Annotated in this window: 18 protein-coding genes; 1 reads left to right on the top strand and 17 read right to left on the bottom strand. The window is 54.7% G+C overall.

Features of this window, described 5'->3' with window-relative positions; translation table 11 throughout:
• Positions 1-62: 62 nt before the first annotated feature.
• The 5 genes from FFS57_RS08625 to FFS57_RS08605 form a co-directional block, all read right to left on the bottom strand.
• Positions 63-392 (bottom strand): tetratricopeptide repeat protein, encoded by a 330-nt coding sequence (locus tag FFS57_RS08625; RefSeq protein ID WP_137937374.1) that lies wholly within the window; start codon positions 390-392, stop codon positions 63-65.
• 31 nt (positions 393-423) lie between these two features.
• Positions 424-882 carry a GNAT family N-acetyltransferase gene (locus FFS57_RS08620; RefSeq protein WP_137937373.1) on the bottom strand — a complete coding sequence of 153 codons (459 nt, stop codon included), beginning with the start codon at positions 880-882 and terminating at the stop codon, positions 424-426.
• Between the two features lie 19 nt (positions 883-901).
• Positions 902-1297, bottom strand: coding sequence for a ribosomal maturation YjgA family protein (locus FFS57_RS08615; protein ID WP_137937372.1), 396 nt, complete (start codon positions 1295-1297; stop codon positions 902-904).
• Positions 1298-1423: 126 nt separating this feature from the next.
• Entirely contained in the window at positions 1424-2083 is a 660-nt protein-coding gene (locus FFS57_RS08610; protein ID WP_137937371.1) for a class I SAM-dependent methyltransferase, read from the bottom strand.
• Positions 2084-2344: 261 nt separating this feature from the next.
• Positions 2345-3880: an MFS transporter gene (locus FFS57_RS08605; protein ID WP_137937370.1), complete on the bottom strand. Its 1536-nt coding sequence runs from the start codon at positions 3878-3880 to the stop codon at positions 2345-2347.
• A 120-nt stretch (positions 3881-4000) separates the two neighbouring features.
• Between FFS57_RS08605 and FFS57_RS08600 the strand changes: the two genes are divergently transcribed.
• Positions 4001-4546: a TetR/AcrR family transcriptional regulator gene (locus FFS57_RS08600; protein WP_137937369.1), complete on the top strand. Its 546-nt coding sequence runs from the start codon at positions 4001-4003 to the stop codon at positions 4544-4546.
• Between the two features lie 217 nt (positions 4547-4763).
• Here the strand turns inward: FFS57_RS08600 and FFS57_RS08595 are convergent, their stop codons facing one another.
• The 12 genes from FFS57_RS08595 to FFS57_RS08540 all read right to left on the bottom strand — a co-directional run bounded on the left by FFS57_RS08595 (position 4764) and on the right by FFS57_RS08540 (position 20021).
• The gene (locus FFS57_RS08595) at positions 4764-6125 is read right to left on the bottom strand and encodes a cytochrome B6 (protein WP_171013764.1); all 1362 of its coding nucleotides are present in this window, start codon (positions 6123-6125) and stop codon (positions 4764-4766) included.
• 706 nt (positions 6126-6831) lie between these two features.
• On the bottom strand, positions 6832-7485 hold the full coding sequence (locus FFS57_RS08590) for a YceH family protein (RefSeq protein ID WP_137937368.1): 654 nt from the start codon (positions 7483-7485) through the stop codon (positions 6832-6834).
• A gap of 91 nt (positions 7486-7576) precedes the next feature.
• Positions 7577-8149 carry a TetR/AcrR family transcriptional regulator gene (locus FFS57_RS08585; RefSeq protein WP_137937367.1) on the bottom strand — a complete coding sequence of 191 codons (573 nt, stop codon included), beginning with the start codon at positions 8147-8149 and terminating at the stop codon, positions 7577-7579.
• A 170-nt stretch (positions 8150-8319) separates the two neighbouring features.
• Positions 8320-10299 (bottom strand): carboxypeptidase-like regulatory domain-containing protein, encoded by a 1980-nt coding sequence (locus FFS57_RS08580; protein WP_137937366.1) that lies wholly within the window; start codon positions 10297-10299, stop codon positions 8320-8322.
• Positions 10300-10410: 111 nt separating this feature from the next.
• The gene (locus FFS57_RS08575) at positions 10411-12285 is read right to left on the bottom strand and encodes an MFS transporter (protein WP_137937365.1); all 1875 of its coding nucleotides are present in this window, start codon (positions 12283-12285) and stop codon (positions 10411-10413) included.
• Between the two features lie 131 nt (positions 12286-12416).
• The gene (locus FFS57_RS08570; RefSeq protein WP_137937364.1) at positions 12417-13514 is read right to left on the bottom strand and encodes an anhydro-N-acetylmuramic acid kinase; all 1098 of its coding nucleotides are present in this window, start codon (positions 13512-13514) and stop codon (positions 12417-12419) included.
• 55 nt (positions 13515-13569) lie between these two features.
• Positions 13570-13911 carry a hypothetical protein gene (locus FFS57_RS08565; RefSeq protein ID WP_137937363.1) on the bottom strand — a complete coding sequence of 114 codons (342 nt, stop codon included), beginning with the start codon at positions 13909-13911 and terminating at the stop codon, positions 13570-13572.
• A 9-nt stretch (positions 13912-13920) separates the two neighbouring features.
• Complete coding sequence (locus tag FFS57_RS08560; RefSeq protein WP_137937362.1) at positions 13921-14826, bottom strand: hydroxymethylglutaryl-CoA lyase; 906 nt, start codon at positions 14824-14826, stop codon at positions 13921-13923.
• A 3-nt stretch (positions 14827-14829) separates the two neighbouring features.
• A complete protein-coding gene (locus FFS57_RS08555) occupies positions 14830-16833 on the bottom strand; it encodes an acetyl-CoA carboxylase biotin carboxylase subunit (RefSeq protein WP_137937361.1) in 2004 nt (667 codons plus the stop codon).
• A gap of 195 nt (positions 16834-17028) precedes the next feature.
• The gene (locus FFS57_RS08550) at positions 17029-17817 is read right to left on the bottom strand and encodes an enoyl-CoA hydratase/isomerase family protein (RefSeq protein ID WP_137937360.1); all 789 of its coding nucleotides are present in this window, start codon (positions 17815-17817) and stop codon (positions 17029-17031) included.
• A gap of 3 nt (positions 17818-17820) precedes the next feature.
• Positions 17821-18399, bottom strand: coding sequence for a GNAT family N-acetyltransferase (locus FFS57_RS08545; RefSeq protein WP_171013762.1), 579 nt, complete (start codon positions 18397-18399; stop codon positions 17821-17823).
• Positions 18400-18413: 14 nt separating this feature from the next.
• Positions 18414-20021, bottom strand: coding sequence for a carboxyl transferase domain-containing protein (locus tag FFS57_RS08540; RefSeq protein WP_137937358.1), 1608 nt, complete (start codon positions 20019-20021; stop codon positions 18414-18416).
• Between the last annotated feature and the right edge of the window lie 7 nt (positions 20022-20028).

Genomic DNA, 20028 nt, shown 5'->3' with positions numbered 1-20028 from the left:
ATGCACCGCTTATCGATTCGTCCCTGTGGACAACCTTAAGCAGCGGCTTAACGTAGCGTCTTTTATTCGGCGGTGGGCGGTGTGAGGGCCTTGGTCAGTCGTTTGGCAAACACGGTCATTTCCTTGGCCGCTTGCTTATCCCCGCGGGTTTCCGCCACCACAATGCCTTGTTGATAGGCTTCCAGTGCGGCTTCTGGCTGGCCGGCGGCGGTCAAGGCCTTGCCCAGCCCTTTCCAGGCAGCGGAGTAGTTCGGGTCACGAGTGACTGCATCGCGATAATATTCCGCGGCTTTGGCTGGCTGTTCGGCTTGCAGATAGGCATTGCCGAGCGAGAAACGGAGCAGGGCGCCGTCACGTGGGCCGTTGAGCATTTTTTCCAGTGCGTCGATCATAGAAGGCCTTAATTCGATTAGAAGATCTTTGTCACTCAGTGCTCAGTTGGATGCGCATGATGAATTCGTCACCATCACGCTCGCCTGTGTCACTGAATCCCAGTTTTTCGTAGAACGGCCGTGGTGAGCCAGGGCCTTCGCGGTAATACAGTGTGACCGCGGTAGCGTCATGTTGTTCGCGCAATTCGTCCAATAACAATCTGATTGCCGCTTGGCCATATCCCAGGCTTTGGTATTGGGCATCGATCATGAAACGTAACAGATGAAATTGCTGCTGGCTGGGTACACACCAGCAAGCCAGTAAACCAACAGGCTGGTTCTCGGTACAGATCACACGCAACAGGACAGCATCGTGATCCAGGTAAGCTTTGGCAATGGTGTTGTCGTTGTTGGCCACAAAGTGGCGTTGCGCGGGATGAACCTGCAGTTTGACGACGGTATCGAAATTGTCGTGGGACAGGGCTTGCAGCGAAATCGGCTGGGTGGGCATATTGAGTCAGAGCCAGTGGCTATGTTGATTGTGGCTTGATTGTTTGGCGTGGAATCAGTACTGCAATATCGATCCCATACGCCAGGATGCCGCCGATGGTGTACATGACCAGATCGGACACCGTGAAGGTATTCCCGATAACGGTATACAACACGCCGCCCTTTTGTAGACCGAGCAAGTCAGCCAAGTGAATGGCTTGTAGGCCTTCCACAACATAGCCGATGACTAGTGCCTGAATCAGGGTGGGGCGGGGGGCATAACGGCCAATCCCGCGTAGGAAGTAATACACCAGCCCGATGACCAGGATGTCGCCTACGCTACCGCGAACAAATGGTCCACCCAGGCCCAGTGCAATGGCGACTTCGGTGATGAAGATCAGAATGACAAGGGTGAAATATAGCGCACGTATTGACATGGATTTTTCAATAGAAAGGCTCAATCTGGAGACGATACGTGGCTGATCTCAACGATGCAAGGCCGGTATTCGCTGATAGGGGCAGGCTGAGGAGGTACCAGCTCATCAGCCCGTTGATGAGGGATGTTATACGCGTGCCGCAAACAGAGCGGCGCAGCCGATGATTTTGATCGATACCATCCTGAAACGTTGGCTAAGCGCCTTTTCAAGTTCTGGCAAGGTGTCATGTGTATTGCAGAACACACCCTTGCGGTTGTAGAGGTCCATCAGCTTTTTGGCCAGGGCATTGCGTGGGGTATCACCTTGCAACAAGGTTGAGCCAAACAAGACGGCATGCGGGTTCATCAATGCTTTCAAATGATCGAAGACAATCGCTTTTGATGCCATGGTGCCAGGCAGGCAATGCAATACATAGTTGAGCGCGATTGAATCAAAACGTGGGGCATCGAGCCAAATGGGGGCGAGGATGTTACGAACATAGGTCTCGGGTTGGTAGTGCACGATGCGACGTGAGGCAAATTCAAGCGCGGTACGGTTCAAGTCCATCAATGCCACGCGTGGGGCTGTGGTGGGGAATTGGCAATGGGCGGGGAAGTAGCCGGTACCGGCCCCAACATCGAGATGATTGGTACTGATATGGTCATTGTAATGTTCAAGCAACCTGGGCGAAGGGCATTTCCAGGCTAGCCGGCATGACAGACCCAGTACCATGAAGTCATACACGCTCAATACCCGTTTGCTATACACAGCCTGTCCAGCCAAAACCTGTTCAGCGGTCACGTTCATAACGTTTTCCTCAATGACAAGATGTTGGAAATGGATTGCGGATGCAGGTGGCAGGCAAGCCGATGGCGTTGCATGCCGGGTACCGCACATGGGTGATGCTGACGTTGTGCCCATGATGTTGGGAGTATTGCTAGACGCAATCGACCCGATGGCCTGCGCTGCACACCGCAGGCCGATTGTGTCTAGCCACAGCATAGACGGGTATCCCTGATTTTGCCGGTTAGTTGTTGCATTACCCCCACAGATATAGGTGAGCGGTTGTCATGCTGTCTTCCTCGCTGGTGTATTCAGGGTGTTGCCAGCTGTGTGGTAGCCAGTACAGGCATGCTCAGGCATGATCGATCGGACCATGACGGCTGCCGCAATCAGCAAGCTGGATGTGACAAATGTGACCGCAACAAATGCGTGGTCGAATGCCATTTTGGCAAATTGACTCAGCGCCGCAGCCTGTTCCGGGGCAAGACTGGTGGCGATCAGCAACGCTTCATCGAGACTGTCCCGTACGATAGTTGGAGCTTCCAGCCCCGGTGGCAAGCGAAAGGATAGCGAGTAAACCAGGGTCATGATGCTTCCCAGCAATGCCACTCCCAATACGCCACCCAGTTCATAGGAGATATCTTCTATTGATGCTGCCATACCTGCTTGATCTTCTCTTACGCTAAGCAGCATGGCAGTTGAAGCAGCAGTGATGGCGCTGTCGACGGTAAAGCCAAACACGACCAGGCAAGCAATCTGTATCGTCAGTGGCGCTTGATGACTGATGGCCAATCCTGCCGCCCCCAGCCCGGCCAGTAATAGCCCCAACCACATGATGTGTCGTTCCCCCAATGTTGGAATGGCCAAGCCTGTTAGCGGGCCAGCCACCATGGCGGCAATCGAAATTGGTAAAAGCAGCAGCGCGGCTGACAGTGGTGACAGGCCCAATACCAATTGCAAGCGTTGGCTCAGTACCAGCTCCAACCCAACAATGGCCAGCGTGGTCGTTAAGGCCGTCACAATGCCCGCGGTAAAGCGCCGATTCCTGAATAAAGTGAAGTCGATCATTGGGGCTCGCAGCCGCAGTTGGCGGCGTGCAAATAGCCATAGCAAACCTATGCCCGTGGTGGCAGAGATTATGATGACCAGCCAGTCTGGGCGCTGGTGGCCCAGTGTTTTAATGGCATAGATGGTTGCAATCAGGCCGGCCATGACCTGTACTGAGCCAATCAGGTCCAGCGGGCGTTTGGCCTGCCCACCGCAATGAGGGATTTGCCAGAACGCAATTGGCAGCACGAGTAGCACAATGGGGACGTTGACCAGAAACACCGATCCCCACCAGAAGTATTCCAGTAATAACCCACCAATCACTGGCCCCAGTGCAGCACTGCTGGATGCAACTGCCGCCCAGATGCCGATTGCCAGTGCCCGTTCGCGTTCATCTTCAAACACAAAGCGGACAATGGCCAGGGTCGCTGGCATCATCATGGCGGCACCAATGGCCAGCAAGACACGCGATACAATCAGCAACGAGGCGGTGGGCGAATAGGCAGCCAGTAAAGAAGTCAGCCCAAACACGGGTAAGCCAAGCATGAATAGCTTTTTATGTCCGAATCGATCACTGAGTAGCCCTGTGCTAGGGAGTAAGCCGGCTACTGCCAACGGGTAGGCATTCACGATCCATAGCTTTTCCGAAGCAGATGCCCCCAGCTCACGGACCAATGTTGGCAGCGCGGTGTATAGCACCGTCATGTCAATCAGAATCAGAAAGAGTGTGCTGGAGACAATACCCAATACAACCCAGCGGTTTTTTGCATACATGATTTCACCTTGGATGGCGTTCGTGAGCCGGTCATATAGCGGGGTGGATCAGCGAACGTCTTTTTAAAACACGTGTGATAATATAAATCCATCCAGACGGATTTAAAATAGGTATTTCATATGGGACGTAATAAAACCATCGACCGGGATAAGGTGCTGGATGCAGCAGAAGTCTTGATCACCAAGTCCGGCACAGCTGGGTTGACCTTGGATGGGGTGGCGAAGGCGGTCGGTATTTCAAAAGGTGGGGTGCAGTATTGTTTTGGCAGCAAGGATGCATTGATTGATGCGCTATTTGAACGTTGGAGCAAAGCGTATGAAATGCTGTTCAGTGAAGTGGCCGGAGCCGATGCCACACCAGTAGGCAAAGTCCGTGCGCATGTCGTGGCCACCCAGCGGTCAGACGATCACGCCAGCACCAAGGCTGCCAGCCTGATGGCGGCGCTGATCCAGACGCCGGAATACCTTGATAGTACGAGGGATTGGTACCAAAGCCGGATTGATGGGCTAGATCTGGCAAATCAGGCTGGTCGGCGCGCTCGCTTGGCTTTTCTGGCAACAGAAGGGGCTTTCATGTTGCGCTTTTTCGGTTTGATGAAGATGGATGATCATGAATGGGATGACATTTTCAAGGACATTCATGAACTGCTCACTGACAAGAGCTAGTTTGCGATAACGGTAAAATGGGTTCAGTGCTCTTCGCATCGCGTTTGAAAGCAGATGAGGGGAGGGCCGAGGTGTTGCCTTTTGAGCCAAGCCTGTTTCTACGGTTTGCCTGAGAACCTGTTCACGATCCTCATGGGTGATGCGCGAGGGGCGGATGTTGAATCGCACATCCGCCCCCACAGTTGGGTCATGAACAGGCTGTAAAGATTGTGGTGCTTTATAAGGTACGCATGAATGCCACCAAATCTTGTTTTTCCTGCTCGTTCAGTTTCAATTCCAATACCAGATTGAAGAACTCAACGGTGTCCTCCAGTGTCATCAATCGATCATCATGCAGGTATGGCGGTGAATCCTTGATACCGCGTAGTGGGAAAGTCTTGATCGGACCATCGGCAGAGGCTTTGCGGCCGTTGATCATACGTTCTTTGTAGAAGCGTTCTGCACGCAGGTTGTGCATCAGATTGTCGGTGTAATAAGGTGGTGTGTGGCAGGATACACACAGGCCTTTCCCTGAGAAAATGGCTTCGCCACGCAGCTCGCTGGCGGTGGCTTTCTCCGTATTCAGTTCGCCCAGAATTGTCAGTTTGGGTGCGGGGGGGAAATCAAGTAATGCCTGGAATTCCGCCATGAAATGTACCTGACTGCCCCGCTCTAGAATGTTTACCCCTTTGCGCTGTGCCTGTTCTGGATCTCCATCGAAATAAGCGGCACGTTGTTCGAATTCTGTAAAGTCCTCAACGGTTTTCAAGGCCCGTTGCGAACCGAACAGTTGCTGTATATTCACGCCGCGTAAGGATGGGGTATCGATGCGGTGCCGATGTTCATTCGGGCGGATGTCACCCACGGTGTGGGTGGCAGCATTGGTATGGCCATTGGCATGGCAGTCGAAACAGGACACACCTTGATGCGGCCGCAGGCTCCGGCGATCGGCTGTGGCATTGAATTGGGCTTGGGGAAATGGTGTCACCAGCAAACGCAAGCCTTCCAACTGCTTCGGATTGAGTACTTCCTTGAAGAGTTCGTTGAAATTGTCGAGGGTAACGAGTTGCCCTTGCGAAACATCACCCAGATCTGGGCGAGTCGTCAGAAAAATCGGTGCCGGGAATTCGGGCAACAAATGCTGTGGCAGATCAAAGTCGAGATCGAACCGGGTCAGGTCACGGTTGGTCTGACGTTTGGTTTCGTCAATCAACGGTTGCGGGAAAACCATGCCACCGGCTTCATGGTGTGGATGGGGCAATGGGTAAAAGCCGGCAGGCCAGAGGTTCTTTTCCTTGATTTCTTCGGGTGACATGGCGGCCAGTTTGTCCCAGGTCATGCCCTGAGGTAATTTTACCCGAACGCCTTCCTGAACGGGCTTGCCACGCGACATGGCGACCCCGGTGGCGGGGCGGTCCGACAAATCATAGCGTTCCACCAGTAGTGTCTGATGGCGTTTGGCATAGGTCGGCTTTTCTTGCTGCAAGCGTTTGACCAAACTGTCGAAATCATCCTTGACCGCACCGATCAGCACCGTACCGAGGCACAGTGTGATTCCAAGTGTGATCAGAATTCGTTGAGTCCGTGGCCTTGATTTCATGGTCGTTCCTTTCAGGTTGGCGTGTGAGCCATGGGCATCAATGGTGCTGCTTGACGCCGCAGGAAATGACATGGCAAAAAGTACAGTCCAATCAGCTGGTGCTGTTGATCCGATGGTTGAAAGCAGGAAGCGGCTTGGGTCTCCTTTGCTCTGGTGAGCAACGAGATGAGTTGTAATCCTCGCAATACCTGAGCATTGGCTGGAAGTAGGGAGGACAGCCAGGATGCTGGTATGTCGTCATCCCAATGGGTAAACCCTGTTGTGCGCCGATTCGTAGGCGACTGCTGACAATAGGCAGGGTGAGGGGCGGGAATCCGGATGGTGTCGGCGTTCTCGCCTGATGATTGGGTGAGGCCAAACAAGTTGAACCATGGCTCAAGGGGCAGGGTGACATTCAGTCAAACGGCCTTGGTGTGGTCAGGTTCTTTGCGTTTGCTATCAAGCTAGTACATGCGCTTTCATATCGCCAAATTAGCAACTAGCCATGAAGCATGGCATGACTGACGCAAGATTGTGCTTGATGTATTGTCAGCCAGGACTGGCTGGAGGAGGTAGCTGATACCGGGCAAGGTGCGCCATCCGAATGGAATCAGCGGTATCTGAATGATAGACAGGCTGCAAGAACAATGCGGTTCTGGCTTGGATCAATCATCAATAGCCGCACTATTCCTGCAATGTCAGGTGACGAAAGGTAGCAACCCTGGGATCAGATGCCCAATTCACGCTTGATGTGTTCGAGCTGTGCTTGCAGGCTGGATACCGTGTCGCGTAGCTCGGCAACTTCCGCCTTGAGTCGCGTCATTTCACTACCACTCGGTACCGCATCCTGATTGGTGGCTGATGCTTCCACAACCGGTTCACCCCCCAGCAGATGTGCCCAGCGATTCTCACGCGAACCGGGCTGGCGTGGCAGTTCTTTTACCAATGCACCAGCACTGCGTTCTGCCAATTCGTTAAGGAAGCCTTCAACCGACGAGATATCGGAGAAACGATGTAGGCGTTCACTGTTCAGACGGATTTCGCCAGCTGTCTGTGGGCCACGTAGCATCAGTGTGGTCATGACAGCCAACGACTGTGGTGGAATCTGCAAGGTGCGGTCGAGATTGTGAGCATAGCGTGCAACACGCCCCCCACTGGACTCGATGACCAGCGTACGCTGGCGCAGGGTGTCCAGCGCTTCGGCGATGTCAGACTCACTCAATTCCATGATCGGGTCACGGCTGGTTTTCTGGTTGCAGCCAGACATCAACGTATTCAGTGAGAGCGGGTAAGTGTCGGGCACGGTGCGCTGTTTTTCCGCCAGCACACCCAGAATGCGGATTTCAACCGGGGACAGTTCAGGGAATGGGAGATTGGACATGGCATCTTCACGGGTAGGTAACGATGCCTATTATGACGTGCCTTGTGCGACACGGCGAGAGGGGGCCTGCGTTACGGCAGGCCACCAGCAATCAGTCGCGCAGAATCAGGTTGAGCATGCGCTCGCCCAGTGCCTCGATCGTCATGGTGCCGCCTGGGCGGTACCACTGGACAGTCCAGTTGAGGCTACCGAACATCATCTTGCGTAGAAAGGCGGTATCCGGATGCACCAAGCCTGCGTTGGCGGCTTCATCCAGTACGTTTTGCCACAATGTTTCATAGCGGTCACGTAGTTCGACGATGCGGTCGCGGGCCTCCGGCGACAGGCTGTGCCACTCGTACAGCAACACTTCCAGCGCATGCTGGCTGCTGCCAAGCAAGGCGGTCAGGTGGCTGGTGACCAGGCGGCGCAATTTTTCCTTGGGTTCAGTGACCCCTTCCAGGGCTGTCTCGGCAATGGCGGTAATGTCGGCTACACCTTTGGCCATCACGGCTTCCAGAATTTCGGCCTTGTTCTTGAAGTGGTAGAACAGGCTGCCGGATTGCATGCCGACGGCTTGGGCAAGATCCCGAACGGTCGTGCGTTCGTAGCCTTGGCTGCGAAACAGGTGGGATGCGGCATCGATCAGTTCATCGCGCCGGGTTTTATCGAGATTGTTTTGCATGGTGCGTTAGTTTATCAATCAAGCGCAAGGTCGCGCATCGGCAGAACTCCTAATGCGCGGGCGGCTGCAAGTGTTGTTGTAGCTGGTTGCAGGACAAACGTATAGAACTATTTGTTGGCAAGATACATGGCGATGTTACGCCATACCTTGCCTGTGAGGATGATTAGTCATCAGATGCCGCAGGAATTAGCACTGGTATCCTGGTATTGGGTCAAGAAGATGCGGCCATGGTTGTCCTGCGTTGCCAATTGCAATTCGCGATGGACCACACCATTGACACCTACCCCATCGTTGAACAAGACGAACTGCGATTGCTCTGGGCGAATCTGTGCTTTGTCTGTCGTGAAAATCTGCTGTCGATTGCCTTGTTGGTCTTGATAACGGGCAAATTCGACAGTCTGGACATGACGTACGCTACTGATATCGCAACTGAGGAATTGTATCCCCAGGCTGAACGTCAGCTGGTTATCGGTCACGCTGGGATTGCGCAGCGACCAATACACCGGTAATTCGCCGGCGGCATAGGTCTTGAACGCTGGCAGGGTCGGTGTGCTGGTTTGTCCGTTGGCGCTGTTAATGGTGCCAGGGACTTGCATGACCGGTTCGCGATGGTTGGCGACAACCAGTGGTTGTGCAATCAGTCGTACTGGATAGGTAACACTGGCAGTGATGTCTGACGGATTACGATAGAACTCGACTTGATAGGTGTAGTTGAAATATTTGGGCGTTTGCGAATTGGGCTCAAACGGAATCTGTTCTGGTTGTTCAAATTCGTACCAGGTCTGGCAGGTTTTGGTTTTGATACTGAAAACCCCGCAATTGGCGGCTGCGCTGGTATGCAACGTCAGTCCATTGGCACCAATCCCAGGCCCTTTGACGATCACTCGATCCATGCCCAGTGTATGGCTGTTTTCAATGCGTAGAATCAGCCCCGCACCACGGTCTCTATTGGCGAGCGGGTTGCCATTGAAGTCATAGCGCTGGGCATAGAAGGTCGCCAGATCAATGCGGGTATTGCGGCCATTGCCAACAAACTTCCATAAATTGGAGGCGGGGAAATAGCTGATGGCAGTGGTCTGTAAAGTATTGTTGCCTGCCGTATCCGTCACCTTGATCACCACACCAATCCGGTAGCGGCCACTGGCTTGATCTCGGGTGATGTCAGTCAGGTTTTCCAGTTTGAATGTGGCACTGCTGTTGGCGGAATCCAGTAACAGACCGCGTAGCGTGGCGGCATTGGTACCATCGTTTAGATAGTTGTTGTCGATGATGTCATTCAGCTGGCTGGTGCTGGGTAAACCTTTGGAAAACAGGCTATTCAGTGCAATGACGAACGATTGGATTGTAGACAGCTCAGCCGGCAAGACGGCGGGTTGGAGCGGCGTAGCAGTTTCAAACGTGCCCGTAGCGGTCTTGGACTGGGTGTCGAAAACCACCACTCGATCCGGATCGGCTTTATTGGCAATCGCCAGGTGCTTCCAGTCAGTCGATGGCGTGACGCTGATTACATCCAGGACTTTATCGATGCCGCTGTGGTTGGCCGAAAAGGTTGAACGGATCAGGTCGATATTGTCTGGTGAATCGATGTCGGCCAACTTGAGCAACGGGGCCAGTTTATTGCGCAAGGTCAATTGCGCACCCAGCAAGGTGGCGTAGTTGTAGGCACTGAAATCAGGATTGGCAAACGCTGGTTGGGGCTCACTGCCGATTGTGGCGGCATATAGTGTATCGGTCAGCGGGGTGATGTTGGCGGTCAGGTTGGTACGGTTCGCTGACAATTCGTCCATGCTTAACGAATGCATCACCCGGATTTGTCCCGCCACAATTGCTGTGGCTTGCAATAGATAGGGCGGTTTGAAAGCGCTGCTGGCCTGGATGGTGTAATTGCCATTGGCGTCGGTCAGCACGCCTTGCGCATTGATCAGATTGCCACTGGCATCCCGTGCTTTCATCAAGACGGTGGCGTTAGCCACGGGTACGCCTAGGGCAACTGTACCGCTGACTGTGCCCGAAGTCGGTTGTGACGGGGAAGGCGTCGGTGTGGGAGCTGGTGTATTTCCCCCGCTGTCGCCACCACCGGCTCCGCCCTGGCATGCAGCCAGTACCAAGGACAGGGAAGCAGCCAGGGTTGTGAGTTTCAACGGCGACATGCGTTACTCCATGCGGCAGACAAAGGTGTCGCGCGAGTATAACATGAGTTAGAGTAGTTACTCTTATTGCTGGGTGGGGGGTGATACCCGTACCCAGTTTGCTGATGAATGTTACTTCCACTCCCCCCGCATGGCCGTGACTTGTGCCTGCAAGCTGGCTGCGCTTACTTGTTCTGCCGGTACGGGCTTGTCTGCAATCAGTTCGATCTTCGACCAGAATCGGCGCGGAATGCGTTGCATGGCGGCACCATGCTTACGGCTGAAAAAGCTACCCCACATGCCGCGCAAGGCCATTGGAACCACAGGTACTGGCGTACGTTTGATGATGTCATCAATACCGCTGCGGAATGGGTTGATCTCCCCGTCGTAAGTGATCTTGCCCTCAGGAAAGATACATACTACCTCACCGGCCGCCAGCTCTTCCGCCACCTTATCGAACGCGCGGTTTTTCATCTCTGGGTCCTCTTTTGCTGGCGCAATGGGGATAGCTCGTGCCGTACGAAACACGAAGCTGATAATGGGAATCTTGAAGATCTGGTGATCCATCACGAACCGGACCGGGCGACGGCAGGCACCAGCGATGATCAGTGCATCCATGAAACTGACATGATTGCACACCAGTACACATGGGCCTTCATCCGGAATATTCTCCAGGCCAGTCCGGGTGACACGGTACATGGTGTGGGTCAATATCCACACCACGAAACGCATCAGGAATTCCGGTAGCAGTGAATAGATGTATAGCGCTACCAGAATATTCAATAGTGCTGCAATCAACAATACGGTTGGAATATCAACCTTGACGGCAGCCAGCACGCCGGCAAAGATTGCGGAAACAACCATGAACAGTGAGTTGAGGATGTTGTTGGCCGCAATGGCCCGTGACCGGAAATTGGGCTCGGAACGTGACTGAATCAAGGCATACAGCGGCACAATGTAAAAACCGCCAAAAATTCCGATCAGTGCAAAGTCGGCCATCAGTCGCCAGTGCGACGGGGTGCTGATGAAATCCAGCCAGCCCATGGGCACCAATGCCTTGGCGGGTGTGGCAAAGTAGAGATCGATTCCGAACAGGCATAAGCCGATTGAACCAAAAGGCACCAGGCCCAGCTCCACCTTGCGGCCGGATAGCTTTTCACACAGCACGGAACCCAGCCCGACACCCAGCGAAAACAAGGTCATCAGCAGCGTATATACGCTGGCCTTTCCGCCCAATACTTCTGATGCGTAAGTGGGCAGTTTGGACAAATAGATGGCGCCCAGAAACCAGAACCAGGAAATACCCAGCAATGACAGCCATACGGAACGATTCTGCTTGGCATGACCAATGATGGCAAAGGTCTGGCGGATGAAATTGAAATCGACTTTCAGATCCGGCACTCCACTGGGGGCCGGTGGCATCTGACGTGCAGCCACGTAGCCAACAATTGCGCACAACATCAATGCCACCATGATGGCTAGCCGACTGTCGAATTGATCAATCAGCACCGTGCCGGCAACCTGACCGAGAATGATCGACACAAACGTGCCCATCTCGATCAACCCGTTGCCACCAACCAGTTCGTCATTGCGCAGGTATTGCGGAAGAACCGAATACTTCAATGGACCAAACAGTGTGGAATGGACACCCATCAGGAAGATGGTACTCATCAGGATCAAGCCGTTTTCCAATGTGAAACCCATGGCGGCGATGACCATGATGGCGATTTCCAGCTGCTTGACAAACCGGGCCACCCGAGCCTTGTCATATTTTTCACAGAGTTGGCCAGACGTAGCCGAGAACAGGAAGAACGGCAGAATGAAAAGAGCTGCGGTCAGTTGAATGGTCAGCTCCGGTTCCAGTCCAAACAGCCGCATGCCATGAAAACTGATCAACACTACAACTGAGTTTTTCAGCAAGTTATCGTTGAAGGCCCCGAAGAATTGGGTGACAAACAACGGAAGAAACCGTCTGGTTTTCATCAACGAAAACTGGCCACCGGACATGACATGCTCCTGAAATCTGATTTGTCGGAGTATAGCAGCCAAGGCTGATGAAACGGCTCAACGTGCGCACGGGGATTAGTGGGTGTTAAATTTCAGTACTAATCGTCTTTTTTTGTATGGTAGGTATCAATCTACCGCGGATACAATACCCCAAGCTGTCTTGGCCCTTTGGCGCCGGTGGCTTCCGGCAGATTTCCTGGCAAGCGATGTTGAAAGCGATAGGCCAACCAGGCAAAGGCAATGGCTTCCATCCAGTCGGCACCGATCCCGACTGTATCGGACAGTTGCACCGCAGTGTTGGGTAGCAGATCACGCAAGGTTGCTAGTAGTGTTGCGTTGTGCGCGCCACCACCACATACATACAGCGTCGTGCAGTCAGGCGCGTGTAACTTCAGCGAATGGACGATGCTGTGGGCTGTCAGCGCCAACAAGGTCGCTTGCACATCGACGGGGGAGTACTGATCGGCTCCTTGTTGCTGTAACCACGCCATATTGAACAGATCTCGACCAGTACTTTTCGGTAATGGGCTGTGGAAATAGCGGTGTACCAGCATGGCGTCCAGCAATGCGGGGATGACCTGGCCCTGAGCCGCCCAGGTACCATTGGCGTCATAGGGCTGTTGTTGGTGCTGCTGAATCCAGGCATTCATCAGCAGATTACCTGGGCCAGTGTCGAACCCTTTGACGCTGCCGTTGGCTGCCAGCAAGGTCAAATTGGCAATACCGCCGATATTCAATACTGCACGGGTTTCACCCGCCTTGGCGAAGACGCCTTGATGAAAGGCAGGCACCAACGGCGCCCCTTGGCCGCCGGCAGCGATATCCCGACTACGGAAGTCGGCGATGACATCGATCTGGGTCAGTTCTGCCAATAGCGCATGGTTACCCAATTGCAGGGTATAGCCGAGTTCCGGCCGATGGCGGATGGTTTGTCCATGGTTGCCAATGGCGACAATATCGCCAGCCGTGCGCTTTGTCTTGTTGAGCAAGCCATGTACTGCTTCGGCGTAATGCTGCGACAGTTGATTGGCGAGCATGGCGGCACGGTGCAGTTCATCCTGCCCACTATGGTGAATCGCCAATAAGGCGTCGACCAGTGTGGCTGGGTAGGGGATATAGTGGGTACCCAACAGTTGAGGTTGGCCTGAGGCGAAATCCACCAGGGCTGCATCCACGCCATCCAGGCTGGTGCCGGACATCAGGCCGATATAAAGCTGGGAAGAAGGCATGGGTTGGCTCGGTAGGAATAGTAGTCTGAATGATAAGTGCCGCTGGTGGCGTATGCTACCAGTAGTAGGCGAAACCCAGTGCCAACCCGGCGACAAAGCCTAAGATACCAATGACACGCAAATAGCCTGTGGCATCTGGCAATGGCATTCGGTCGTGTTCGTCCAGCCCGCTGGCCAGACCCATCAAAAAGTGCATCAGGGCTAACAGGGCTTCACCAACAAGGTTGCCCCAAATGAAACCGATGATCATGCTGACCAGGGCAGCCCAAAAGATGATGGTGCCTGAGAAAGGGCCTCCGACGATCAAAAACGCGGCGCCAGCCAGAATCACACCGTAGATCAACCCTGCAAGCAGCCCCAGACATGCAGTGCCTATCCGGCCATACCAATCAGTCACGAGTGTCGATCAACCACGTTTGGCCAGCATGGCAATGGCTACTTTGGATGAAATCGGACGCTTCAGATACCCGCTGATATAAGCCGATGCATCGATCAGCTTGTTCAGGTCCACCCCGGTTTCACGGCCCATGCCTTGCAGCATGTAGACCACATCTTCAGTCGCGACATTGCCGCTGGCACCCTTGGCATAAGGGCAACCGCCCAGGCCGGCGATGGAACTGTCGATAGTGGCAATACCCAGTTCCATGACCGCAAACAGGTTGGCCATGGCTTGGCCATAGGTGTCGTGAAAGTGCGCTGCCAGATGCTTGAGCGGAACCAGTCTGGCGACGGCTTCGACCATTTTCTTTGCTGCCAGCGGCGTGCCGACGCCGATGGTGTCACCCAGCGAAATTTCGTAGCAGCCCATCTGGTGCAGGCGACGGGCGACCTCTGCCACGGCCGGTGGCTTGATTTCGCCTTCGTAAGGGCAACCCAACACGCAGGAAATATAGCCACGGACTTTCATATTACGGTCCAGCGCGGCTTCAATCACTGGTGCAAAGCGGTCAAAGCTTTCATCAATGGAACAGTTGATGTTTTTCTTGCAAAAACTTTCACTGGCAGCAGTGAAGACGGCGATTTCTTCACAGCCTGCCTCCAGCGCGGCTTCAAAGCCTTTCATATTCGGTACCAGCGCAGGGTAGGTGACATGAGGGCGACGTTTCAGGCCACGCATGACATCGCTCTGATCCGCCATTTGCGGTACCCATTTGGGTGAGACGAAGGCGGTAGCCTCAATGGTGCTGATGCCGGCCGCGCCCAGCATATCGATCAGCGTGAGCTTGATATCGGTAGGGATGGTGGCAGCTTCGTTCTGCAAGCCGTCACGCGGGCCAACTTCGACAATCTTGACGCGGGTTGGGAGGGCCATCGATTACGTTTCTGTGTTGAGTAGGATCAGTTCAGTACCTTCATTCACCCGTTCTCCGACCTGATAGAGCAATTCCGTGACCAAGCCGGCAGCTGGCGCGGCAATGGTGTGCTCCATCTTCATCGCCTCCAGCACGATCAGTGGCTGACCCTTTTCAACGGTCTGGCCGGCTGTTACCAGCACGGCAACCACGGTACCTGGCATGGGAGCGCGCAAGCTGCCAGTGTCATCTTGCTCGTCCAACCCATCCAGCACAGGGTCGAAGCGTTGCAGAACATGATGCCGGCCGAATACGAACAGGTGCAGTTCATTTTCATGGCGAATCACGTCGGCCGTCAACTGGCGCCCGTTCAGATCGAACCGAAGTTGACCATGCGATTCTTGTAATAATTTGCAAGCGATGGATTCTCCTTCAATTTCAATGATAAATCCGTCACATCGATAATGTGCAAGTGCAATCCGGTCCCCGGACGTGTCTCTAAAATGCAACTCGGTATGGGTGGCTTCATTCAGGCGCCAACCAGCAGCGTCATTCCAGGGCGAGGTTGGATCGTTGGATTGTGCACGTCGCAACGCAGCTAGGCGGGTGATTTCGGCTAGTTCGGCCAGACTGGCAATCGCAAGCAAATCGTGGCTGACTGCTTGCTCGGCCGGGATCAACTCCGCACGATGGCGTGCGATCAGGCCGGTGTCGACATTGCCAGTGGCAAAAGCCGGGTGGGCGACAGTGGTGGCGAGAAAGTCCACATTGGTGGTCAAGCCGACAATGCGGTACTCGGATAAGGCTTGACGCATACGCCGCAATGCGGCTGGGCGGTCTTCTCCCCACACAATCAGCTTGGCAATCATCGGGTCATAATAAGGGCTTATTTCATCGCCTTCGACTACACCACTGTCGATACGGATAGTCTGGCTGACCTGTGGTGTCCGCAACACATGCAAATGACCAATCGCCGGGAGGAAGTCCTTCGCGGGGTCTTCGGCATAGATGCGGGCTTCCAGCGCATGACCATGTATGTGTAATTCTTCCTGTAGCAATGGCAGGCGTTCGCCATCGGCCACACGTAATTGCCATTCCACCAGATCCTGGCCGGTGATCATTTCGGTAACCGGGTGTTCGACTTGCAGGCGGGTGTTCATTTCCATGAAATAGAACTCGCCAGTCAACGTATCCAGAATGAATTCCACCGTACCTGCGCCAACATAACCGATGGCACGTGCTGCATTGCAGGCGGCTTCACCCATCTGGCGGCGGCGTTCTTCACTCATACCTGGGGCAGGGGCTTCTTCCAGCACTTTCTGGTGACGGCGTTGTACCGAGCAATCGCGTTCGAACAGGTACACACAGTTTTCGTGCTGATCGGCAAACACCTGGATTTCCACGTGGCGTGGTTTGGTCAGGTATTTTTCAACCAATACCTTATCGTCGCCGAACGAGGCCAGCGCTTCGCGCTGGGCGGATGCCAGCTGTGCGGCAAAGTCTTCTGCTCGCTCGACAATTTTCATGCCTTTGCCGCCGCCGCCGGCACTGGCCTTGATCAGCACCGGGAAGCCGATCCGCTCTGTTTCACGTGCTAGCAGTGCCGGGTCTTGATCGTCACCGTGATAGCCGGGCACCAACGGCACCAAGGCACGTTCCATTAATTGCTTGGCAGCGGATTTGGAGCCCATGGCAGCAATACTGCTGGCTGGCGGACCAATGAACACCACACCAGCGGCTTCACAGGCGGCGGCAAATTCCTCGTTTTCGGACAAAAAGCCGTAGCCTGGATGAATGGCTTGCGCACCCGTGGCCTTGGCGATCTCGATCAGCTTGTCACCGAGTAGGTAGGAGGCTTTGGGGGCGGCCGGGCCCAGCAGCCAAGCTTCATCGGCCAGTTTGACATGGCGGGCTTGTGCATCGGCTTCAGAATAGACGGCTACCGTGCGAATGCCGAGTTTTTTGGCAGTATGGATCACGCGGCAGGCGATTTCACCGCGGTTGGCGATCAGAATCTTGTCGAACATGTCTTACTTTCCATCCTCTGAGCAGGCTGCGGGCCTGTCTGGTGTTGTTGGCTATCGGGGCGTCGTATCAAATGCCCGATACGCTGTTGTATGGGGTGCACTTCGAGCGTGTTCAGGTGGTGCCTGTGAATGGGCGGGCCAGTATGCAGATTAAGTTGGAGCAAGTGCCTTTGGCACTTGCTCCAACATCGAATGCTATTGTTTTACCCAAGCGGGAGGGCGTTTCTCCAAAAAAGCGCTCAACCCTTCCTTGCCTTCCTGACTGGCACGGATATTGGCGATACGCTGAGCGGTATCGTGAATCAACGTTTCATCGATCGGCGCGTGGCTGACCCGTTCAATCAGGCTCTTGGCGGCTGCAATGGCGTGTGGTCCATTTGCCAGCAATAGTTTGATCCAGTTGTTGACCTGATCATCCAACTGGTCAGCGGCAACCACTTCATGTACCAAACCCAGGCGCTGCGCGGTGACTGCATCAAAGCGTTCAGCTGTCAAAAAATAACGACGGGCCTGGCTGGCGCTCAATTTTCCGATTACATAAGGGCTGATCACGGCCGGGATCAACCCCAGTTTGACTTCGGACAGGCAGAAGCTGGCGCTATCACTGGCGACGACCATGTCGCAGCAGGCCACCAGGCCCACGCCGCCGCCAAAAGCCGCACCCTGGACCCGGGCAATGGTGGGGACGCGCAAACAATGCAGGGTATGCATCAATCCAGCCAGATCCATGGCATCGGCCAGATTTTGCGCTTCGCTGTAGTTGGCCATGCGCTTCATCCAGTTCAGGTCGGCCCCGGCAGAGAAGCTCTTACCCTCTGCCGACAACACCAGTACGCGCACCACAGGGTTGCTCTGCAAGGTCTGCAACTGGTGAGTCAGCTCCCGGATCAAGCTATCGTCAAAGGCGTTGTGCAGTTCAGCGCGGTTCAGGCGCAGCTCGGCCACACCACGGTCATCGATGGAAACGAGTACGGCGTCAGTCATGGCTTACTCCTTCAGTGATCGGCAAAGAATCATGCTGCGGAATGTTTGGCCATGATCTTCACGCGAGCGTTTCCGCATGATGCGGTCAAACCCCTGGCGAAACCAGAAACTCAATGCACTATCGTTGTTGATATAAACTTCTGCATAGGCGCTGTGGATACGCACATCCTTCCGTACCTGTTCTGTCAGGGCAGTCAGCGCCAACCGGCCATATTGCTTGCCCTGAAAGGCATGCCCCAGCACGAACATGGAGATATTGAACACGCCATCGCTGGGGGCGTTGAAGCGGTAATGTACGTAGCCGATTGCAGCGCCATCCAGCAGCTTGATCAACCGCACACCAAACGGTGTGGTCAGTTCCTTACCCTCGTTCTGCTGGGCGACCAGCTCATCGTACACTTCAATCGGCCAGTCGCCGAAGCTGGGGTCGACATCGGCCAGCATGGCGTTGGAATTGAACAGAGCCTGCATTACGGGCACATCGGCGGGCGTGGCTTGCACAAACTGTAACTGATCGGTTGTCCACCGCGTTGGCAGGCCAAAGATCGGGCCAAGCGGTGGGAAGTCGTATTCATTGGCCATGGGCATGTCCTCGCTTACATCCTGAACAGGCCGAATTGGGTCTCTTCAATCGGCGCATTCAGTGATGCCGAAATCGCTAAGCCCAGCACCATGCGGGTATCCGCCGGGTCAATGATGCCATCGTCCCACAGCCGGGAGCTGGCATAGTAGGGGTGGGCCTGCTCTTCGAACTGATTACGAATCGGCGCCTTGATCTTTTCTTCTTCATCGGCGCTGAGTGTTTTACCCTGTTTCTCCAGTGAATCCTTACGGACCTGGGCCATGACCCCTGCAGCCTGTTCGCCCCCCATGACCGAAATACGGGCATTGGGCCACATCCACAAAAAGCGCGGGCTGTAAGCCCGGCCACACATGCCGTAATTGCCGGCGCCAAAGCTGCCGCCAATGATCATGGTGAATTTCGGCACCTTGGTGGTGGCCACGGCTGTTACCAACTTGGCACCATCCTTGGCGATACCGCCCGATTCATATTTGCTGCCGACCATGAATCCAGTGATGTTCTGTAGAAACACCAGTGGGATGCCGCGTTGTGAGCACAGCTCCACGAAATGCGCGCCTTTCAGTGCGCTTTCCGAGAACAGCACGCCATTGTTGGCCAGAATGCCCACCGGGTAACCGTAGATATGGGCAAAGCCACACACCAGCGTGGTGCCATATAGCTCCTTGAATTCGTCGAAGCGGCTGCCGTCGACAATACGAGCAATTACCTGGCGGATATCGAATGGTTTCTTCAGATCGGAGGGGACGATGCCATACAGTTCATCGACTGGATACAACGGCGCTTCCACTTGTTTGGTGGCCAGCTGGGCTGGTTTTTTCCAGTTCAGATTAGCGACCACACGGCGGGCCAGGCTCAAGGCGTGGCGGTCGTTGTGTGCATAGTAGTCGGATACGCCGGATATCCGGGCGTGAATATCTGCCCCACCCAGATCTTCCGCGCTGACCACCTCGCCCGTGGCGGCTTTCACCAAGGGCGGGCCTGCCAGGAAGATGGTGCCCTGTTTCTTGACGATGATGGAGTAATCCGACATCGCCGGCACATAGGCACCACCGGCCGTGCAGGAGCCCATAACACACGCAATCTGTGGCACCCCTTGTGCAGATAGATTGGCCTGATTGAAGAAAATGCGGCCAAAGTGGTCACGATCCGGAAATACTTCATCCTGATTGGGTAGATTCGCCCCTCCGGAATCAACCAGCGCAATGCAGGGCAAGCGGTTGAATGCAGCAATCTCCTGCGCCCGCAGGTGTTTTTTCACGGTAATCGGGTAATAAGTGCCACCTTTTACCGTGGCATCGTTGGCGATGATCATGCATTCCACACCGGATACCCGCCCGATACCCGCGATGATGCCGGCTGCCGGCACCTGATTGTCGTGCTGGTCCCAAGCCGCCAGTTGCGACAGTTCCAGAAATGGCGAACCGGGGTCGAGCAGTGCACGGACCCGGTCACGTGGTAATAGCTTGCCGCGGGCAACGTGTTTCTGGCGGGCTTCTTCACCGCCACCCTGGCGGATCTGGGCCACTTTGGCACGCAAGTCTGCTACTAGGGTCTGCATGGCTTGCCGGTTCTGGCGGAAGACATCGGATCGGGCGTTGATGGTGTTCTTTATTGTATTCATGGAGGTG

It is taken from the genome of Chitinivorax sp. B (genome assembly GCF_005503445.1).
Lineage (GTDB): Bacteria > Pseudomonadota > Gammaproteobacteria > Burkholderiales > SCOH01 > Chitinivorax.
This window is presented reverse-complemented; position numbering and strand designations above follow the sequence as displayed.